The following is a 16,681-nucleotide window of genomic DNA, read 5'->3' on the forward strand; positions in this document are numbered from 1 at the left end:
GCCGGCGAGTGGCCCGCCGGCCGCGCGCGGCCCCGGTGTCAGCGGACGAGTGCCTCGCGGATGCGGGCGATCACGGCCGGTGCGTGGTCGTTGAGGTAGAAGTGGCCGCCGGCGTACTCGTGCAGCGCGAAGGCACCCGTGGTGTGCCCTTCCCACGCCTCGGCCTCGGCGCGGGTGACCTCCGGGTCCGCGTCACCCGTCAGCGTGATCACCGGGCAGCGCAGCAGCGGCGCCCCGGGGTGCCGGCGGTAGGTCTCGGCCGCCTTGTAGTCGGCGCGGATGGCCGGCAGCAGACTGCGCAGCAGCTCGTCGTCCTCCAGCAGCTGAGGGTTGGTGCCGCTGAGCTTCTTGATGGTGTCGAGCAGCGTCGCGTCGTCGCTGAGGTACACCTTGCTGCCTTCCCGGTGGCAGGCGGGCGCTCGCCGGCCGGACGCGAACAGCACGACCGGGGCGAGGCCCCCGGCCTCCAGCCGAAGGGCGACCTCGTAGGCGAGGGTCGCGCCGAGGCTGTGCCCGAAGAGCGCGAGCGGGCGGTCCGTCCAGGACCGGAGTTCCTCGGCCAGGATGTCGGCCAGCTTGCAGACGTCGTCGACCGGCTCCTCGCCGCGCCGGTCCTGCCGCCCCGGGTACTGCACGGCGACCACGTCGACGGCGGGTGACAGGGCCCGGGACACCGGAAAGTAGTAGGTGGCTGACCCGCCCGCGTGCGGAAAGCACACCAGCCGGGCCGGGGCCGCGTCGGCCGGGTGGAATCGGCGCAGCCAGTCGCTGGTTTGCGTGATCGAATTGCTCATCTTGTCCCCATGGATTGCGCGGAACGCGACATCGCGGGCAATTGCCGGCAGATGCCGTCGTGAAACACGGTGGCCAGGCCTCCGGGATTCCTTCCCGGTGGCGGCGGAAATGTGAGGTTCTGGATCCCGACAATGCCCGACGGATTGTCGTTCGATGAACTTTGCCCTACCCTGTTGTGTGTAGTTAAGGGGTTAACTAAACGGTGGAGGTGAGCAGGGTGGAAGATGGCGGCGGTCGGGTGCTGGAGAAGTTGGCGGAGGCGGTGGGGCGACCCACTTCCAGAGCGCTCGGGAACGCGAAGGCGCTCTTCCCGTTCATTGCGCACGAAGCCGCGCGGAACGGTGCTGCGTCCGTCCCCCCGGGGGCCGGGTTCGCCGGGTCAGCCGACCGTCACCCGGCTGCTCCCGCCGGCCGTTCCCAGTCCGGCCCCGCTCTCCAGGGCGAAAGCCCGCAGACCCATTCCCTTGATGGTGTCGAACAGTTCCCGCGCCCGCTCGGAGCGGTCGGCCTCGACGGCCATGGCGCGCTCCAGGTGCTTCAGGCAGCGGCTTCTGAACGGGCCGATGGAACCGCGGGGCATCCCCAGCGTGGCGCTGACCTCGTCGTACGACATGGGTGGGTCGGCCACCAGCAGTCCGAGGAGCGCCTGGCACTTGGGTGAGAGCGAGCAGTAGGCGAGGAGGACCTCGTCACGGGTCTCCTGTCGGAGCGCCTCTTCCTCCGGCTGGTTCTCGGACGGCTCGGGGCGGTCGAACACCTCGGGTTCGTCGGCGGGCGTGCTCCGCCCGGACCTCCGGATGTGCTTGAGGCTCTCGCGGCGCGCCGCCGCCGAGAGCCAGTGCGCCAACTTCTCCGGGTCCCTGAGCTGTCCCAGGTGCTGGATCACCCGCAGCCAGGTCGTCTGGATGACGTCTTCGCAGTCGGCAGTGGAAAGTCGGTGCCCCCGGACTATGGCCCAGATCAGTGGTGTGTAGCTGTCGACGATCTGGTTCCAGCTGTCCTGGTTTCCGGCCAGGCATTCGTCGACAAGACGATGCAGAGCAAGAGCCTTCATGTTATCCCCCGTCGCTCTCATGTGTTCGTCCCGTTGGCCGATCCCCGGACGGCTGTGCACAGCTGACGACTCACCATGAGTAGACATAGCGTCGCGTCTCAACAACTGCTGGAATGGCGCTACAGGGGCTTACTATACGGCGCCGCGGGGGTCTGATGTCAACGGTCGAATTTGCACGCACGGAATCTGTTCGGGGGGTTGACGGGGGCCGGCGGCCGGTGCCGGCAAAAAGGGGAGCCAGGCTTCCACTTGTCGTTTCGGATGGCGCGCCGGCCGCGGATTCCCGGGGCCCGGAACGTCGGGGACGGGGTCGGTGGAAAGCCGGCGCCGCTATAGGCCGCGAAGAACGCCAGGTGGGAGTGGTGGAGGCGGACGGAGTGGTTTTCCGGCTTGTGAAATGCGGAGCCGGTGGTTCCCCGCGGTGGGCGGAATTCCGGTGGCCGGAGCGGGCGGCGAAAGCGAAAGGGGGAACTCGGTGACGGACGTGATTCGGATCACGCCGGCACCCGGTTCCGCGGTGACCGTCCCGGCGGCGTCCCGGTCGCCGCCCGTGAGCCTGTGAGCCCCCGGGCGCGCGGGCGGCCGGGCGGCCGCGCGGCCGGGCGCCGCGGGCTCACGGAGTGCGGCCATCGGGCCGTGGGGCGGGCGAATCGGACGCGGAGGAGTCGAGTGCGAAGCCCGGCATCCCCGCAATGGCCTCGGCCCGGTACGGAATCCGGGCGCCCAGCTGGCTGAGCATGGCCAGTTCGGCCATCCACACCCGCTGCATGAGCACGTGCTCCGGCATGGTCACCATACGGTCCCTGAGGATCTCCGCGTCCTTGGTGAGCGTGGCCCTCCGCACGGCCTCGCGCAGCCATTCACGGTCGAAGGCGAAGACCTCCTCGGCCAGCGGCTGTACGAACATCTCCAGCGAGCGGGTCAGCCAGCCCCAGTCCTCGGCCTCCCCGGCCGCCTCACCCTTGGCGCCCTTGCGGTCCTTGAGGAGCCCCACTTCCCGCATCAGCTCGACCATCCGCTCCGTTTCGCCGTCGGCACAGGCCCGCATCATCGGGCCCATCCACGGCACCGGCCCGTCGGGCAGCCGGGCCACGGCGCCGAAGTCGAGCACCCCGAGCCGGCCGTCGTCGGTGAGGCGGAAGTTCCCCGGGTGCGGGTCGGCGTGCAGCATGCCGCAGCGGTTCGGCCCCGCGTGGTTGAACCGCGTGAGCAGCAGCCCCAGCCGGTCCCGGTCCGCCTGGTCGCCGTCGGACATGACGGCGGACGCTGGTGTGCCGTCCATCCACTCGGTCACCAGGACGCGTTCGGTGGCCTTGACCACCCGGGGCACGAGGAAGTCCGGGTCGTCCGCGAAGGCCTCCGCGAACGCGGCCTGGGAGTCGGCCTCCAGGAGGTAGTCCAGTTCCTCCGCCATCCGCTCGCGCAGCTCCGTCACCACCTCGTTGACGTTGAGCTCGCCGCCGGTCACCCGGTCGATGATCCAGCCCATCCGGGTCAGTTGATCGAAGTCCGAGGTGAGGGCCTCGGCGGCGCCGGGATGCTGGACCTTGACCGCGACGTCCCGGCCGTCGTGCCAACGTCCCCGGTGCACCTGGCCGATGGAGGCGGTTGCCACCGGCCGGTCGGTGAACTCCGTCAGCAGCTCACGCCAGTTGTCCCCCAGTTGCGTGCGCAGCACGGCGTGGACCCTGGGGGCCGGCAGGGCCGGTCCCGCCTCCTGCAGACTGGTCAGCGCCGCCCGGTAGGGCCGGACCAGGTTCTCCGGCAGCGCGCTCTCCATCACGCTGAGAACCTGGGCGAACTTCTGTGCACCGCCTTTGAGTTCACCGATCACGGCGAAGAGCTGCTTGGCGGTGCGTTCCTCGATCTCGGTCCTGATCAGGTCCTCGGCGCCGCCCGCGAGACGCTTGGTCACCCCGAAGGCGGTGCGCCCCGCGTATCCGAGCGGCAGCGACGCCACCTTCAGGAACCGCCGCATCGAGCCCTTCGGCAGGTCGCTCACCGGGCTGCACCGCCGGTGCCGGCGAGGAGGGCCCGCACTCCGTCGGGTTCCACCCTCGGCAGCTCTCCCTCGGGCAGCACGGCCGGCCTCGCCGCGGGGGTTCCGCCTACGGTGTCCACAGTGCCTCTCCCTCTCGGTCCGCGGGGACCCGGCCGCGGGTGGCAGCCGTCCCCCACACTCTCTGATCCGTCCGCAGGTGCCGTGGATACACCTCGCGGCGACTTCGTCGAGCTATCCGGCCGGCATCCGGACGCCGCGCCGGCCACCGGGCCGATGCCGGTCACCGCCCCTTCGACCGGAGTCGCTCATCCGGCGCGCCCGTGGCGGAAATCGCGGCCCTGACTCCCCGAAAAACCGCAGCCGGGTCGGAACCGGTCGTGGACCTCCCGGAATCCGATCCTCCCCGTCGATGAACCCGGCCACCGTCCGAACGATGATTTCGAATACCCAAGGGTCAGTCAAGTGTGGCTGAAAACAAGAAGATTGTGCAGGCCGGGCGGTCGCCGCCTGCGACGGTCGTCCGAGCTGGACGGAACCCGGCTGCGACCTGCAGGTTCCGTCGTGGGTCCGGGACGGTTCCGCCTGTGGCCGGGGCGCGGTTCATGGCGGGCGGCGGGGCGCTGGTCACACCTTGCCTGGGCAAAGTCGGCCAATCCGCGGCCAAAAGGTTTCGGCCGCGCCATGCCCTCGTGGATGCCGCGGCATTCAAACAGGTTCAACATTGCACAAAGCGATCGGGCGGGCCCGGCATGCGCTCGCGAAGGACCCGCGCCCGGCTCCCCCTCGGGCGGTCCATTGCCGGGCCGATCGCCGGGCGGATCGGCGGGCGTGGCCGGTCACCAGGTGGGGCGCAGGGGCGGGAGGTGGTCGCCGGAGAGGGAGCGGATGACGGCGGCGAGTTCCGCGCGGGGGAGGCTGAGGCCGCGCCCGCGGAGCTCGTCCGCCAGCTCGGCTTCGAGGCCGTGCAGGATGCCGCCGGCGACCGTGAGGTGTTCGTGGGCCTTGTCGGTGAGGACCACCAACTTGCGGCGGCCGCCGGCGGGGTGGGGGCGGCGCTGGACGTAGCCGCCCTTCTCCAGGTCGTCGACGATCTGGCCGGCGGCCTGCTTGGTGACGCCGAGCCGGTCGGCGAGTTCGGTGCTGGTGAGGCCGGGGCCCCGGAGCGCCTGGAAGGCGAAGCCGTGCATGGGGCGCAGGTCGTCGTGGCCGGCGGCCTCGACGCGGCGGACGAACTCGGACAGCACCAGCTGGAAGGCCATGCCGAGGAGGAAGGTCATCTCGGCGTGGGCGAGGGGGTCGTCGGTGTCCACGCTCCTCATGGTGACAGACGTATCCAGCCGCTTTACTCGGTCGGCTCCCCGCCCGGCGCGGGAGCCGGCCGCCTCACCGGGCCCAGGGGAGCGGGATGCGCTCGTCGCTGCCGGGGACGGCGGCGGTGCCGCCCGCCGCCATGGCGACCAGGGCCTGCGCCCGGCCGTCGACGGCGCGGAAGACGCGGGTGCGGTCGGCCGGGACGACGAGCGCCTGGCCGGTGCCGACCAGCGCGGTCTCCTCGTCGATGACGAACTCGAAGGTGCCGGCGATGGGCATCCAGACCTGGTCCCGGTCGATCAGGTGGACGGGGGAGTCGGTGCCGGGCTCCATCTCGACCCGCCAGGTGCTGACCTGCTCGCTGCCCCGGCTCGGGCCGGCGAGTGCGGCGGCGAGGCCGGAGGCGTTGTGGGTGGTGCGCTCCGCGGTCTCGGAGATGACGTACATGGGCCCTCTTTCGTGACGTGACGTGACGTGGCGTGGCGTGGCACGGCGTGGCGTGACGCGGCACGGCGTGGAGCGGTCTGTGGCGGCGGCGCGGTGCGGCCGCCGCCCCCCCGGCGGCGTGCCGGTGCGGCGGCCGTGCGCGGCCCACCGTTAGGAAAGCAGGTTTACTCGCATGTGTAAAGAGACTTTACTCGGTGCCTGCGAGGCGGCTCGCGGTCGCTCCGGGGCGAGGGGGGAGGCTACTGGGTTCGCATGCGCACGATAGGTGGACGACTGGGCGCGGGGCGCAGGCGTCGAGGGGCGGCGCACGGGGAAGCCCATGCTCAGAGGGGGTCCGCCGCAGTGATCGAAATGGTCAAAGCTAGCATGGAGGCAACACCCTCAGCTCGAAAGATGGACTTGTGACTGTCAACGACGACGTGTTCACGGACTGGATGAACCGCGAGGAGATCGCGGAGTCGATGATTCCGATCATCGGCCGACTGCACCGGGAGCGGGACGTCACCGTCCTGGTTCACAGCCGCTCGCTGGTGAACAAGTCGGTGGTCAGCATCCTGAAGACCCACCGCTTCGCCCGCCAGATCGCCGGTGAGGAGCTCTCGGTCACCGAGACGCTGCCCTTCCTCCAGGCCCTCACCGCCCTCGACCTCGGTCCCTCGCAGATCGACATCGGCATGCTCGCCGCGACCTACAAGGCCGACAGCCGCGGTCTCTCGGTGGAGGAGTTCACCGCCGAGGCCGTCATCGGTGCCACGGGCGCGAACAAGATCGAGCGCCTCGGCTCGCGCGACGTCGTCCTCTACGGCTTCGGCCGCATCGGCCGCCTCGTCGCCCGCCTGCTGATCGAGAAGGCCTCCGGCAACGGGCTGCGGCTGAAGGCCATCGTGGTGCGCCAGGGCGGCGACCAGGACATCGTGAAGCGCGCCTCGCTGCTGCGTCGCGACTCCATCCACGGCCAGTTCCAGGGCACCATCACCGTTGACGAGGCGAACAGCACGATCGTCGCCAACGGCAACGAGATCAAGGTGATCTACGCCAACGACCCGTCCGAGGTCGACTACACGGCGTACGGCATCAAGGACGCCATCCTCATCGACAACACCGGGAAGTGGCGTGACCGTGAGGGGCTGTCCAAGCACCTCCGCCCCGGTATCGACAAGGTCGTCCTGACCGCCCCGGGCAAGGGCGACGTCCCGAACATCGTGCACGGCGTCAACCACGACACGATCAAGCCGGACGAGCAGATCCTGTCCTGCGCGTCCTGCACCACCAACGCGATCGTTCCGCCGCTGAAGGCGATGGACGACGAGTACGGCGTGCTGCGCGGCCACGTGGAGACCGTCCACTCGTTCACCAACGACCAGAACCTGCTGGACAACTACCACAAGGCGGACCGCCGCGGCCGCTCGGCACCGCTGAACATGGTGATCACCGAGACCGGCGCCGCCTCGGCCGTCGCCAAGGCCCTGCCGGAGCTCAAGGCGAAGATCAGCGGCAGCTCGATCCGCGTCCCGGTGCCGGACGTCTCGATCGCGATCCTCAACCTGCAGCTGGCCCGCGCGACCAACCGCGAGGAGGTCCTCGACTACCTCCGCAACGTCTCGCTGACCTCGCCGCTGAAGCGCCAGATCGACTTCATCACCGCCCCCGACGCGGTGTCGAGCGACTTCATCGGCTCGCGCCACGCGTCGATCGTCGACGCCGGCGCCCTCAAGGTCGACGGCGACAACGCGATCCTCTACCTGTGGTACGACAACGAGTTCGGCTACTCGTGCCAGGTCATCCGGGTCGTCCAGCACGTCTCCGGCGTCGAGTACCCGACCTACCCGGCCCCGGCGGTCTGACCGGCCTGATGCGGTCCGACGCGGCCTGACCGGCCTCGTCCGTCGACGGCATCCGGAAGCCCCACGGCTTCCGGATGCCGTCGACGTGTTTTCGGGGCCGGGGACCGGAGCCCGCCCCGGGGGAGTGGGGCCGGGGACGGCACTCCGTCGGGGTGGGGGTGTGCGGCAGGTGGCGCAGCCGGCCGGGCGGAGTGGGGCCGGGTGCTGGTGGAGTGGAGGCGGGGCCGGACCGGCCCGCCCGAAGCCCGCCCGAGGGAGATGTGCGCCCATGCCGGAGCCAGGTGTGACCTACGACGATCTGAGTGCCGTGGTGATCAACTGCACCCTGAAGCGCTCGCCCGAGCGCAGCAACACCCAGGGGCTGATCGACGTCAGCGCCGGCATCATGGAGCGCCAGGGCGTCCGGGTCGAGGTGCTGCGGGCGGTGGACCTGGACATCGCGACCGGCGTGTGGCCGGACATGACGGAGCACGGCTGGGAGACCGACGAGTGGCCGGTGGTCTACTCGCAGGTGATGGCCGCGGACATCCTCACGCTGGCCGGGCCGGTCTGGCTGGGGGACAACTCCTCCGTGATGAAGAACGTGATCGAGCGGCTGTACGCCTGCTCGTCGATCCTCAACGAGCGCGGCCAGTACGCGTACTACGGCCGGGTCGGCGGCTGCCTGATCACCGGGAACGAGGACGGCGCGAAGCACTGCGCGATGAACGTCCTCTACAGCCTCCAGCACCTCGGGTACACCGTCCCGCCGCAGGCCGACGCGGGCTGGGTGGGCGAGGCGGGCCCCGGGCCCTCCTACCTGGACCCGGGCTCCGGCGGGCCGGAGAACGACTTCACCAACCGCAACACCACCTTCATGACCTGGAACCAGCTCCACCTCGCCCGGATGCTCAAGGACGCCGGCGGCATCCCCGCCCACGGCAACCAGCGCTCGGAGTGGGACGCCGGCTGCCGCTTCGACTACGAGAACCCCGAGCACCGCTGAGCCGGCGGTCCTTCGACTCCAAGGACCGTCAGTCTCGCCCGGCGTGCGGATGGATCACCTCCGCCAGTTCGTGGGCGAGGGGGGCCAGTTCGGGCAGCCGGCGGCCGAGGTTGCGCAAGTGGACGGCGAAGGCCTCGCGTTGGAGCGGAGCCGAGCGCTTGACGATGACCGGAGCGAGCCGGCGGGCGGTGTCGGCGTCACCGCCCGCGACGAGGATCACGAGGATGATCAGCGGGCCGGACGGGGTGTCCGCCAGACCGTGGTTGCAGCCGACGATGGCGTCCAAGGCGTCGATGTCCGCCGCTTCGACCGCCTGAAGGGCCTGCTCCCGGGCGGCCTCCGCGTCGGTGACGACCTCGTACACCGTTTCGAGGGGCAGGATCTCGGCCAGACGGAGGATGGCGAAGTGCTGCTGGCTGTCCTGGTCCTCTCCGGAGGCGAGGACCGAGGTGACGTAGGGGTCGTGCAACCGCTCCCAATGGGCGGCGAGGAAGGCCTGGTCGCCGGACCAGTCGGGAGTGTCCAGCCAGGACTGCAGGAGGGTGACCGTCTCGTGGTGCCGGCGGCCCGCGTCGATCACGGCGGTGAGGCCGTGGGTGTCGACCTCGTCGAGCAGGCCGACGAGGTCGGTCAGCAGGTCGTCCAGGGGGGACAGCTCCGCGAAGAGCCGCAGCTGCGCGCGTCCTTCGGGTTCCGTCAGCCGGCCCGCGTGGGCGCGTAGGAACTCCTCCTCGTCGGGCCAGCCGGAACGGGTCGCCCAGGCTCCGAGCAGCCCCGCGGTGTCCGGGGCGAAGGGATCGGTCGCCCAGCCGGGCAGGGCGTCGTCGTGGATCTCCAGATCGAGGGTCACCTGCCGGACCAGCTTCCTTGCACGGGAGCGGAGTTCGAGGTCCTCGGACTCGGCGCCGGCCACGGCGGAGCGCAGCAGCGCCACGGCCCGCTCCCGGTCCCCGCGCAGCGCGGTGCCGTGGGCGTACCAGGCGTTCAGTTCCGTCTGAGCCAGGGGGTGGCCGCCCAGCGCCGACACGGCCGACGACCATGCCGTGTGGAACGGGCCGTCCTCGGTCTGCTGCTCGGAGAAGTTCTTGAGCGCCTTGCAGAGATTGTCGAGGTGGACCGCGGGATTGGCCCTGGCGAGGCCGGTGTAGTGCGCGACCGCCTGACCGGCGGACGCGAGCGCCCCGTTCCGGTCGCCCGCCGCCGACTGGTGGGCGGCGAGGTTGTTCAGGGCCAGAGCGAGATGGGGGAGGTACGTCCCGGGGTCGAGCGCGAACAGGTGGCGTGCCAGCTCAGCGGCCTCGCCCATGGTCTCCAGCGCGCCGGCCGGGTTCCCGGTCAGGGACTGGACGGTGGCGAGGGTGCCGAGCGTGGTGGCGAGCCGGTCGAGGTACCGGCCGGGCTCCGATTCGACCAGCCGGCGGAAGTGCCGGGCGGCCTCGCTGATCGCGGCCAGCGCGCCGTCCTGGTCCCCGGTGTCCAGCAGCGGGCCGGAGAGCGTGTGCAGGGCGGTGGCCAGGCTGTACAGGTGCTTGTCGGGGGCGGTCTCGGCGAGGTCGCGGAAGAGCTCCGCGGCCTCGGTGGCGGCCGCCACTGCGGCGGCGTCGTGGCCCTCCTCCATCTCCCGGTTGGCGAGGTTGTTGAGCGCCGCCGCGAGGGGCTGGCGGTGCGTTCCGGGGTCGGCCTCCGCGAGGCCGCGGCGGATCCTGACGGCCTCCGCGGCGGCGTTGCGTGCGGCGAGCCGGTTGCCCGCCTTCGCCAGCAGGTCGGAGATCCCGTGGAACGCCGCGGCCAGGTCGGCCTGCTGGGAGAGCGGGTCGCTCTCGGCGAGGCGCATGCGGATGGTGAGCACCTCGGACATGGAGTCCAGTGCTCCGTCCGCGTCGCCCGTCCGGGACTGCTTGTCGGAGCAGTTGTCGAGAGCGTCCGCCAGCTCCGAGGTGTAGGCGCCGGGGTCGATCTGCGCGAGGGCACGGCGGATGAGAACGGCTTCCCGGACGGCCTCCAGTGCCCCGTCCGGGTCGTCGGCATCGGCGCGTCGATTGGCGAGGCCGAGCAGGCTCGCGGCGAGGGCGGGGTAGAAGCCGCCCTCGTGCTCGGCGAGCTCGCGGTGGATGGCGACGGCCTCCGTGACGGAGTCGAGCGCCTGCCCGGTCGCTCCGGCGGCGGCCTGCCGGATCGACACGTTGTGGAGGGCGAGGGCGAGATCGGGGAGGTATGCGGCGGGGGTGGTCCGGGCGAGGTGGCGGTAGTGGCCGATGGCCTCGGTGAGGGATTCCAGCGCGTCGGCGGGCCTGTCCGTGTCCGCCTGCTGGTTGGCGAGGTTGACCAGGCCGTTGGCGAGGTCGTGGAGATGGGTGGCGCGGTCGAGGGCGGTGAGGGCGCGGTAGTGGCCGACGGCTTCGGTGACGGAGTCGAGCGCCTCGCCGCGCCGGCCCGAGGCGGCCTGCATGATGGCGAGGTTGGTCAGGCCCTGCGCGAGCCTGGGGAGGATCGCGGCGGGGGTGTCGACGGCGAGGGCGCGGTAGTGGGCGACGGCCTCGGTCACCGCTGCCAGTGCCCCGGGCACGTCCCCTTCGTCGTCCTTGTGGCTGGAGAGGTTGACCAGGGAGTCGGCGAGGTCTGGCAGGAAGACGCCCGGGTTGAGGTCGGCCAGGTCGCGGCGGAGGGCCACGGCCTCGGTGATGGACCGCAGGGCGCCGGTCCGGTCCCCGGCACCCGCCTGCTGGATCGAGAGGTTGCTCAACGCGCTCGCCAGCTCGTGGCGGTGCGCGGTGGGCTCGGCCGCGGTGAGCTCCCGGAAGTACCCGACGGCCTCGGCGGCGGACTCCAGCAAGCCGGCCCGGTCGCCCATGGCGAGCTGGTGCACACCGAGGTTGTTGACGGCGATGGCGAGTTCGCGGAGGAACGCGGCGCGGTCGGTCCCGGCGAGCTCGCGGAGGAGGCCGACGGACTCGGAGGCCGAGGTCAGCGCGCCGGCCCGGTCGCCGGTGTGCTGCTGCCGGGTGGAGAGGCCGCTCAGCGCGATCGCCAGCTCGGGCCGGAAGACCGCGGGGGCGGCCTGGGCGAGGCGGCGGTAGTGGGCGACCGCCTCGCGGGCGGAGCCGAGCGCGCCGGTCCGGTCCCCGGCCCGGCCCTGGAGGTGGGCGAGGTTGCCGAGGGCGTTGGCGAGACCGGAGAGGTGGGCGACGGGGTCGGCGCCCGCGAGCCGGCGGTGGAGCTCGACGGCGCCGGTCGTCGCGCGCAGGGCTTCGTCGAGGTTCCCGAGGTCGGAGTGGCGGTGGCCGAGCCGGCCCAGGAGGCGGGCCGACCGCGCCGGGTCGGCGGCGGAGTCGGCGTGGATCCGGGTGAACCGCCGCTGCTCGGCCTTCAGCGCGAGGTGGGGCAGGCCGGTGGCGGTGAAGGGGATCTCCTCGGCGAGCGCGTCGAGCCAGTCGGCCGCGGGCGCCGCGTCGACGAGCCGGTCGAGGGCGTCCAGCGCGGCGCCGCCCTGTTCCGAGGCCACGGCCAGCACCGGCTGCCAGTGCGGCTGACCGGTGCCGGCGGCGGCCCACCGGGTCATCATCTCCGCCGCGGCGTCCCGGTCGGTCCAGGCCGCGCGGTTGAGCTGCCTGAGCGCGTCGGTGGTGCGGTCGTCGTCGAGACCGGTGAGCACCGCCGGGAGCAGGCCCGCGTCCTGCCGCAGGGTGCGCAGCACCAGGTGGTCGGCGATCGGGTCGGGGCGCAGGGCGAGCGGTTCACCGGGCGCCGGGCTCAGGCAAGTGGTCAGGGTGACGCGCACCCGTTCGGTCCACTGCGCGTCGCGGGCGAGTTCCCTGACCGTGCACAGGGCCTCGAACGCCTCCTCCGGGTCGACCGGGGTGCGCAGGGTGAGGCAGGTGGTCGCGCGGTCCAGGACCCGGGTGTCGATGCCGTCGACGGGGGCGCCCGCCGCGTGCACCTGCTTCCAGTAGGAGTGTTCGTGCTCCAGGATCTCGTCGTAGAGCTCGGCGCGGGTGGTCGGCAGCCGCTCCCGGTCGGGGGTGCGGGCGGCGAGGAAGGCGAGCAGCAGCCGGTCCAGGGTCGTCCAGTCCCGCGGGGCGGGGTCCGCGGCGCGGTCCAGGCCGATCCCGTTGTCGCCGGTCCGGAAGGCGTCGAAGGCCCGGCGGGCCAGGGTCTCGCCGTCCGGGTGCTCGGCCGGCAGGTGCACGTCCCGTTCGCGGCACAGCAGACCGTCCTTGTTCCACGCCCTGCGGAGGTCCGACAGCCACTGCCCGTCGGTGGAGCGGGCGGTCATCAGCACCACGGCCGGTGCCGCGCCGCGTTCGGCCCGCCGACGCAGGACGCCGAACAGGCGCTTGGCCTCCGGCCCGCGGGCGTCGGCGTAGTCGAGGACGACGAAGGTGGGCGAGGTGACCACGCCCAGCCAGTCGAGGCCGGGCGCCGCGGTGCGGAGGTAGCCCGCGTACCAGCCGTGGTCGCGGGCGAGCCGGTGGGCGGCTTCGCGGGCCAGCCGGGTCTTGCCCGCGCCGCCGACCCCGTGGAGGACTGCGATCCCGGTGTACGGGCCGTCGGCGACCGAGAGGCACCAGTCGAGGAGCACGGTCAGTTCGTCGCGGGCCTGGAACGGCACCACCTGGTACTCCGGCCACAGCATCTGCAGCGGCCGGTGTACCTCCGGGACGAGCGGTAGGTACGGCTGCTGCAGCGGGTCGTCGGTGGGCGGGACGGCCGGGGTGTGGGTGTCCCGGGAGCGCCACAGCCGGCCGATGTCGACGGCGAGCCGCCAGATCCAGCTCCCGGCGTACCGGCTTCCGGCCCGGACGGCCGCGTCGAAGGAGGCGTCGGCGCCCGCGATCGGCGAGGTGGGCAGCGCTCGTGCCACGCCCACGGGGTCGAGCACGATGAGCGAGCGGGCCGGCCCTTCCGTGTCGGACTGCACGAGTTCGTCCCAGTCGGGGGGTGCTTCGTGCCACACGTCGGCCTCGGGCGGCGCGGGCTCGTCCCCGTCCGGGTCGTCGACCCGGACGGCGAGCAACGCGTGTGCGGGGCGGCCGGGCTCGGGGGGATCGACGAGGATCAGGTACGGGTGCAGGCCGGCGTGCAGACAGGCTGCGGCAAGGGTGACCGCGAGGTCCAGGCAGGTGGCGTGTCGAGGGCTCCAGAGGATCTCGGCGGGCTCCCGGATCACCTGTCGGCCGGGGTCGTCGCTGGGGGCCTCGTACGAGTAGGTGATGTCCGCGGCAGCCAGGGCCTCGTACACGGCCCGGGCCTGGGCGATGCGGCTGCCGCCCGCCGGTCCCGGGATCCGGACGAGGGCGGCGACGTCGTCGGGGCGCACGTACTTGGCGAGTGCGACCGCTTCGCCCTCCTGCGACCATCGGGGCCAGGCGCTCACTGGGTCACCACCGCCACCGTGTCCGTGACCGTGAGGTCGCCGGCGCCGGGTACGGCCCGGGCGGTCACCTTGAGGTCGTACAACCCGGGGCGTTGTCCCGGCAGATCGGCCCCGTAGCAGCGGTCGGCCGGGTCCCACTCCAGTTTCACCTCCGCGGTGCGCGCGCGGGGTTCGTCGGGCTGTCGCAACAGGGCCCAGACGGCCGCTGGCTCACCGCTGCCCGGTACGTCGCCGCGGACCCGTACCCGGACGGGCACGGGCAAGCCCGCGAGATGGAGTTCGTCGAGGTCCAGGCCGAGGGACGCGTGGCGTACCTCGCCCTGGACGGCGGTGAGCGGAGCCCGCCGCTCGTACGCCTCTACGAGATCGGGGACCCAGGACGAGGCGGCCATCGGACCGTGCCGGTCGCGGGCCCGCCAGCCGAAGGTGTTGTGACCGCCCAGCTCCAAGGGGACGGCGGAGAACGCGGGAACGGTGCCGTCGCCGTGGTCGTGCTGCCAGCCGTCGAGGTCGAGCCAGTGAGGCGGTGCCTTGTGGATCGTGAGCCGGTTGCCGTCCCACTTGGCGGAGGCGGGAGTGTCATGGCTCCAGCCGAGCCGAGGCACCACCTGCGGTGCGTCGGGGCCGCGCGGTATGGTCCGCCAGCCGGCCTCGATGTCCTGATGCAGGTCGAAGCCGGCCTTTGCGGCGGTACCCAGCCCCGGTACCGAGAGCTCGTGCGGGTATCGAGGGGCCTCGGCGACGGTGTCCCAGATCGCCGGGAACCGTGGGAGGAGTTCGGCGACCGAGGGCCATGTCCGCAGCAGGTCGCTGACGCCGTCGAGGCGTACCCCGGCCAACTGGACGCCGTTGGCGAGCAACTGCAGGGCCTTCGGCGCGCCTCGGTGCGGCGTACCGAGGGTGATCAGGGCTCGGCACAACGGCCAGCCCATCAGCGGGCCGAGCCAGTAGCGGGCGACCAAGCCGCCCATGGAGTGGGCAAGGACGACGACGCGTCCTGCCCGTTCGGATTCGGAGAGATCCTTCAGGCGTTCGTGCACGTCTGCGGCCAGGAGCGCGGCGGTGTGGGCGACACCGAGGCGGAAGTCGTACGGGAAGACGACCACGTTGGCTGCCTGGTCGCGCCGGTCGGGGTTTCCCTTGTCGAGCCGGACATCGGGCAGAGCACCGAGGGCGTCAATCAGCCGTTCGTAGCCCGGGACGACCGTCCAGCCGGGCAGCAGTCGCCGCGAACGGATCACGCCGGTCGGACGGAGTGGCTGGTCCACAGAGAGCCGATCCGGCCGTGTGAGCAGGCCGGCGACATCGACCAGCCCCGCGTCCCAGACGGCTTCCCCGGAGCGCTTGCCCGTTCCTGGACGTTCGAGCACGCTGCCGCCGATCCCGGGCAGTACGTACACGAGATGTCTGCGTGCCAAGGCGCTCTCCGCTCTGCTCGGTGCCCCTGGCCAACCTCCTGGCTGGCGCGGCATCTCCGGCACCCATGGTGCGGCATTTCGGGAGCGGCGGCGTGTTGATTCGTATGGGCAGTAGCTGAGTTGAGACATGTGCGCCGTCCGCGGCGCTCTTGGTGCTAGGCTCCGCGGCCGCCGGTCGCCGCCTCCGAGATCGACGCGATGTCGGACGTGGCTGTCACCGTGGTCCGGGAGCGCGAATCCAGGCCTCACGCGACCGGGCTCCCGCTGCGGAGGCGGTGCTCGTGCCCGAGGTCCTGCGCGGCGCCACCGACGACGACCCCGACGAACTGCGCTGCTTCGCCCCCTCGGGCGTCCACGGCGGCCGGCTGCTGCGCCGCATCGAGGCCGGCCTGCCCGTCACGCCGGCCGGCGTGACGGGGGCCGAGGCCATCGCACGGTAGGGCGTCGGCGGGCCCGGGTGCGCCCCCACCCGCGGAATACTGCGCGCGGCCACCCGTTCTCATGGCGGAGACTCGGAGCGAGCTCTTTCCGACCGGAGGATGATCTTCATGGCCGACCGGCCCTTGACGCTGATGGCAGTGCACGCCCACCCCGACGACGAGGCCACCGGGACGGGGGGTGTCCTCGCGCGGTACGCGGCGGAGGGCATCCGCACGGTCCTCGTCACCTGCACCGACGGGGGTTGCGGTGACGGACCGGGCGGTGCCAAGCCGGGCGATCCCGGGCACGACCCGGCGGCGGTGGCCGCGATGCGGCGCCGTGAACTGGAGGCCAGCTGCGAGGTGCTGAAGGTGAGTCACCTGGAGCTGCTGGAGTACGCCGACTCCGGGATGATGGGCTGGGCGGCGAACGACGCGCCCGGGTCGTTCTGGCGCACCCCGGTGGAGGAGGGCGCCGCCCGCCTCGCCGAACTCCTGCGGCGCTACCGGCCCGACGTGGTGGTGACCTACGACGAGAACGGTTTCTACGGGCACCCGGACCACATCCAGGCGAACCGCATCACGATGGCGGCGCTGGAGCTGACCGGGATGACGCCGAAGGTCTACTGGACGACGGCGCCGCACTCGGCGATGCGGCGGATGGGGGAGGTCATGCGCGAGTTCGGCTCGGACCGGGGGGAGCCGGACCCGTCGGAGGCGGCCGCGCTGCCCGAGATCGGACTCCCCGACGAGGAGATCACCACCTGGGTGGACACCACCGCGTTCGGGGGCCGGAAGTTCGACGCCCTCGCCGCGCACGCCAGCCAGGGCGAGAACATCTTCTTCCTGAAGATGGGCAAGGAGAGGTTCACCGAGCTGATGGGTGTGGAGACCTTCGTACGGGTCCAGGACGCCACCGGCGCGGCCGTGCCCGAGAACGACCTCTTCGCCGGGCTGCGCTGATCCCCGGCGCGCTCCGGGCGGCCGGCACGGCTCCGGTGCACGGCTGCGGCGCACGGCTGCGGCCGGACC

At 72.0% G+C, this 16,681-nt stretch carries 11 protein-coding genes; 4 read left to right on the top strand and 7 right to left on the bottom strand.

The window, feature by feature from the left end; genetic code table 11:
- Positions 1-38 precede the first annotated feature (38 nt).
- The 5 genes from RMN57_RS28460 to RMN57_RS28480 form a co-directional block, all read right to left on the bottom strand.
- Complete coding sequence (locus tag RMN57_RS28460; protein WP_313766135.1) at positions 39-794, bottom strand: alpha/beta fold hydrolase; 756 nt, start codon at positions 792-794, stop codon at positions 39-41.
- A gap of 380 nt (positions 795-1,174) precedes the next feature.
- On the bottom strand, positions 1,175-1,849 hold the full coding sequence (locus tag RMN57_RS28465; RefSeq protein ID WP_313766136.1) for a sigma-70 family RNA polymerase sigma factor: 675 nt from the start codon (positions 1,847-1,849) through the stop codon (positions 1,175-1,177).
- A 613-nt stretch (positions 1,850-2,462) separates the two neighbouring features.
- Positions 2,463-3,851 (bottom strand): AarF/ABC1/UbiB kinase family protein, encoded by a 1,389-nt coding sequence (locus RMN57_RS28470; RefSeq protein ID WP_313766137.1) that lies wholly within the window; start codon positions 3,849-3,851, stop codon positions 2,463-2,465.
- 836 nt (positions 3,852-4,687) lie between these two features.
- Positions 4,688-5,170 (bottom strand): MarR family transcriptional regulator, encoded by a 483-nt coding sequence (locus RMN57_RS28475; protein ID WP_345328643.1) that lies wholly within the window; start codon positions 5,168-5,170, stop codon positions 4,688-4,690.
- 64 nt (positions 5,171-5,234) lie between these two features.
- Positions 5,235-5,609 (bottom strand): cupin domain-containing protein, encoded by a 375-nt coding sequence (locus tag RMN57_RS28480; RefSeq protein ID WP_313766139.1) that lies wholly within the window; start codon positions 5,607-5,609, stop codon positions 5,235-5,237.
- A gap of 401 nt (positions 5,610-6,010) precedes the next feature.
- Between RMN57_RS28480 and RMN57_RS28485 the strand changes: the two genes are divergently transcribed.
- Positions 6,011-7,453: a glyceraldehyde-3-phosphate dehydrogenase gene (locus RMN57_RS28485; protein WP_313766140.1), complete on the top strand. Its 1,443-nt coding sequence runs from the start codon at positions 6,011-6,013 to the stop codon at positions 7,451-7,453.
- Positions 7,454-7,721: 268 nt separating this feature from the next.
- Entirely contained in the window at positions 7,722-8,438 is a 717-nt protein-coding gene (locus tag RMN57_RS28490; RefSeq protein WP_313766141.1) for a flavodoxin family protein, read from the top strand.
- Between the two features lie 28 nt (positions 8,439-8,466).
- Here RMN57_RS28490 and RMN57_RS28495 read toward each other — a convergent pair whose 3' ends face one another.
- Together RMN57_RS28495 and RMN57_RS28500 are read right to left on the bottom strand one after the other, a co-directional pair.
- On the bottom strand, positions 8,467-13,812 hold the full coding sequence (locus RMN57_RS28495) for a hypothetical protein (RefSeq protein WP_313766142.1): 5,346 nt from the start codon (positions 13,810-13,812) through the stop codon (positions 8,467-8,469).
- Positions 13,809-15,230 carry a lipase/acyltransferase domain-containing protein gene (locus RMN57_RS28500; protein ID WP_313766143.1) on the bottom strand — a complete coding sequence of 474 codons (1,422 nt, stop codon included), beginning with the start codon at positions 15,228-15,230 and terminating at the stop codon, positions 13,809-13,811. Before RMN57_RS28500 ends, RMN57_RS28495 begins: the two co-directional genes overlap by 4 nt.
- A 281-nt stretch (positions 15,231-15,511) precedes the next feature.
- Here RMN57_RS28500 and RMN57_RS28505 point away from each other — a divergent pair, with 281 nt between their 5' ends.
- Positions 15,512-15,670, top strand: coding sequence for a hypothetical protein (locus tag RMN57_RS28505; protein WP_313766144.1), 159 nt, complete (start codon positions 15,512-15,514; stop codon positions 15,668-15,670).
- Positions 15,671-15,778: 108 nt separating this feature from the next.
- Complete coding sequence (locus tag RMN57_RS28510; RefSeq protein ID WP_313766145.1) at positions 15,779-16,612, top strand: PIG-L family deacetylase; 834 nt, start codon at positions 15,779-15,781, stop codon at positions 16,610-16,612.
- Positions 16,613-16,681: the final 69 nt, after the last annotated feature.

This window comes from Kitasatospora sp. CM 4170, assembly GCF_032110285.1.
Lineage (GTDB): Bacteria > Actinomycetota > Actinomycetes > Streptomycetales > Streptomycetaceae > Kitasatospora > Kitasatospora aburaviensis.

What these genes read in the sequence shown, in the direction of transcription:
- RMN57_RS28460 (WP_313766135.1), bottom strand. Translation starts at nt 794, where the DNA reads ATGAGCAATTCGATCACGCAAACCAGCGACTGGCTGCGCCGATTCCAC.
- RMN57_RS28465 (WP_313766136.1), bottom strand. Translation starts at nt 1,849, where the DNA reads ATGAAGGCTCTTGCTCTGCATCGTCTTGTCGACGAATGCCTGGCCGGA.
- RMN57_RS28475 (WP_345328643.1), bottom strand. Translation starts at nt 5,170, where the DNA reads ATGAGGAGCGTGGACACCGACGACCCCCTCGCCCACGCCGAGATGACC.
- RMN57_RS28480 (WP_313766139.1), bottom strand. Translation starts at nt 5,609, where the DNA reads ATGTACGTCATCTCCGAGACCGCGGAGCGCACCACCCACAACGCCTCC.
- RMN57_RS28490 (WP_313766141.1), top strand. Translation starts at nt 7,722, where the DNA reads ATGCCGGAGCCAGGTGTGACCTACGACGATCTGAGTGCCGTGGTGATC.
- RMN57_RS28510 (WP_313766145.1), top strand. Translation starts at nt 15,779, where the DNA reads ATGGCCGACCGGCCCTTGACGCTGATGGCAGTGCACGCCCACCCCGAC.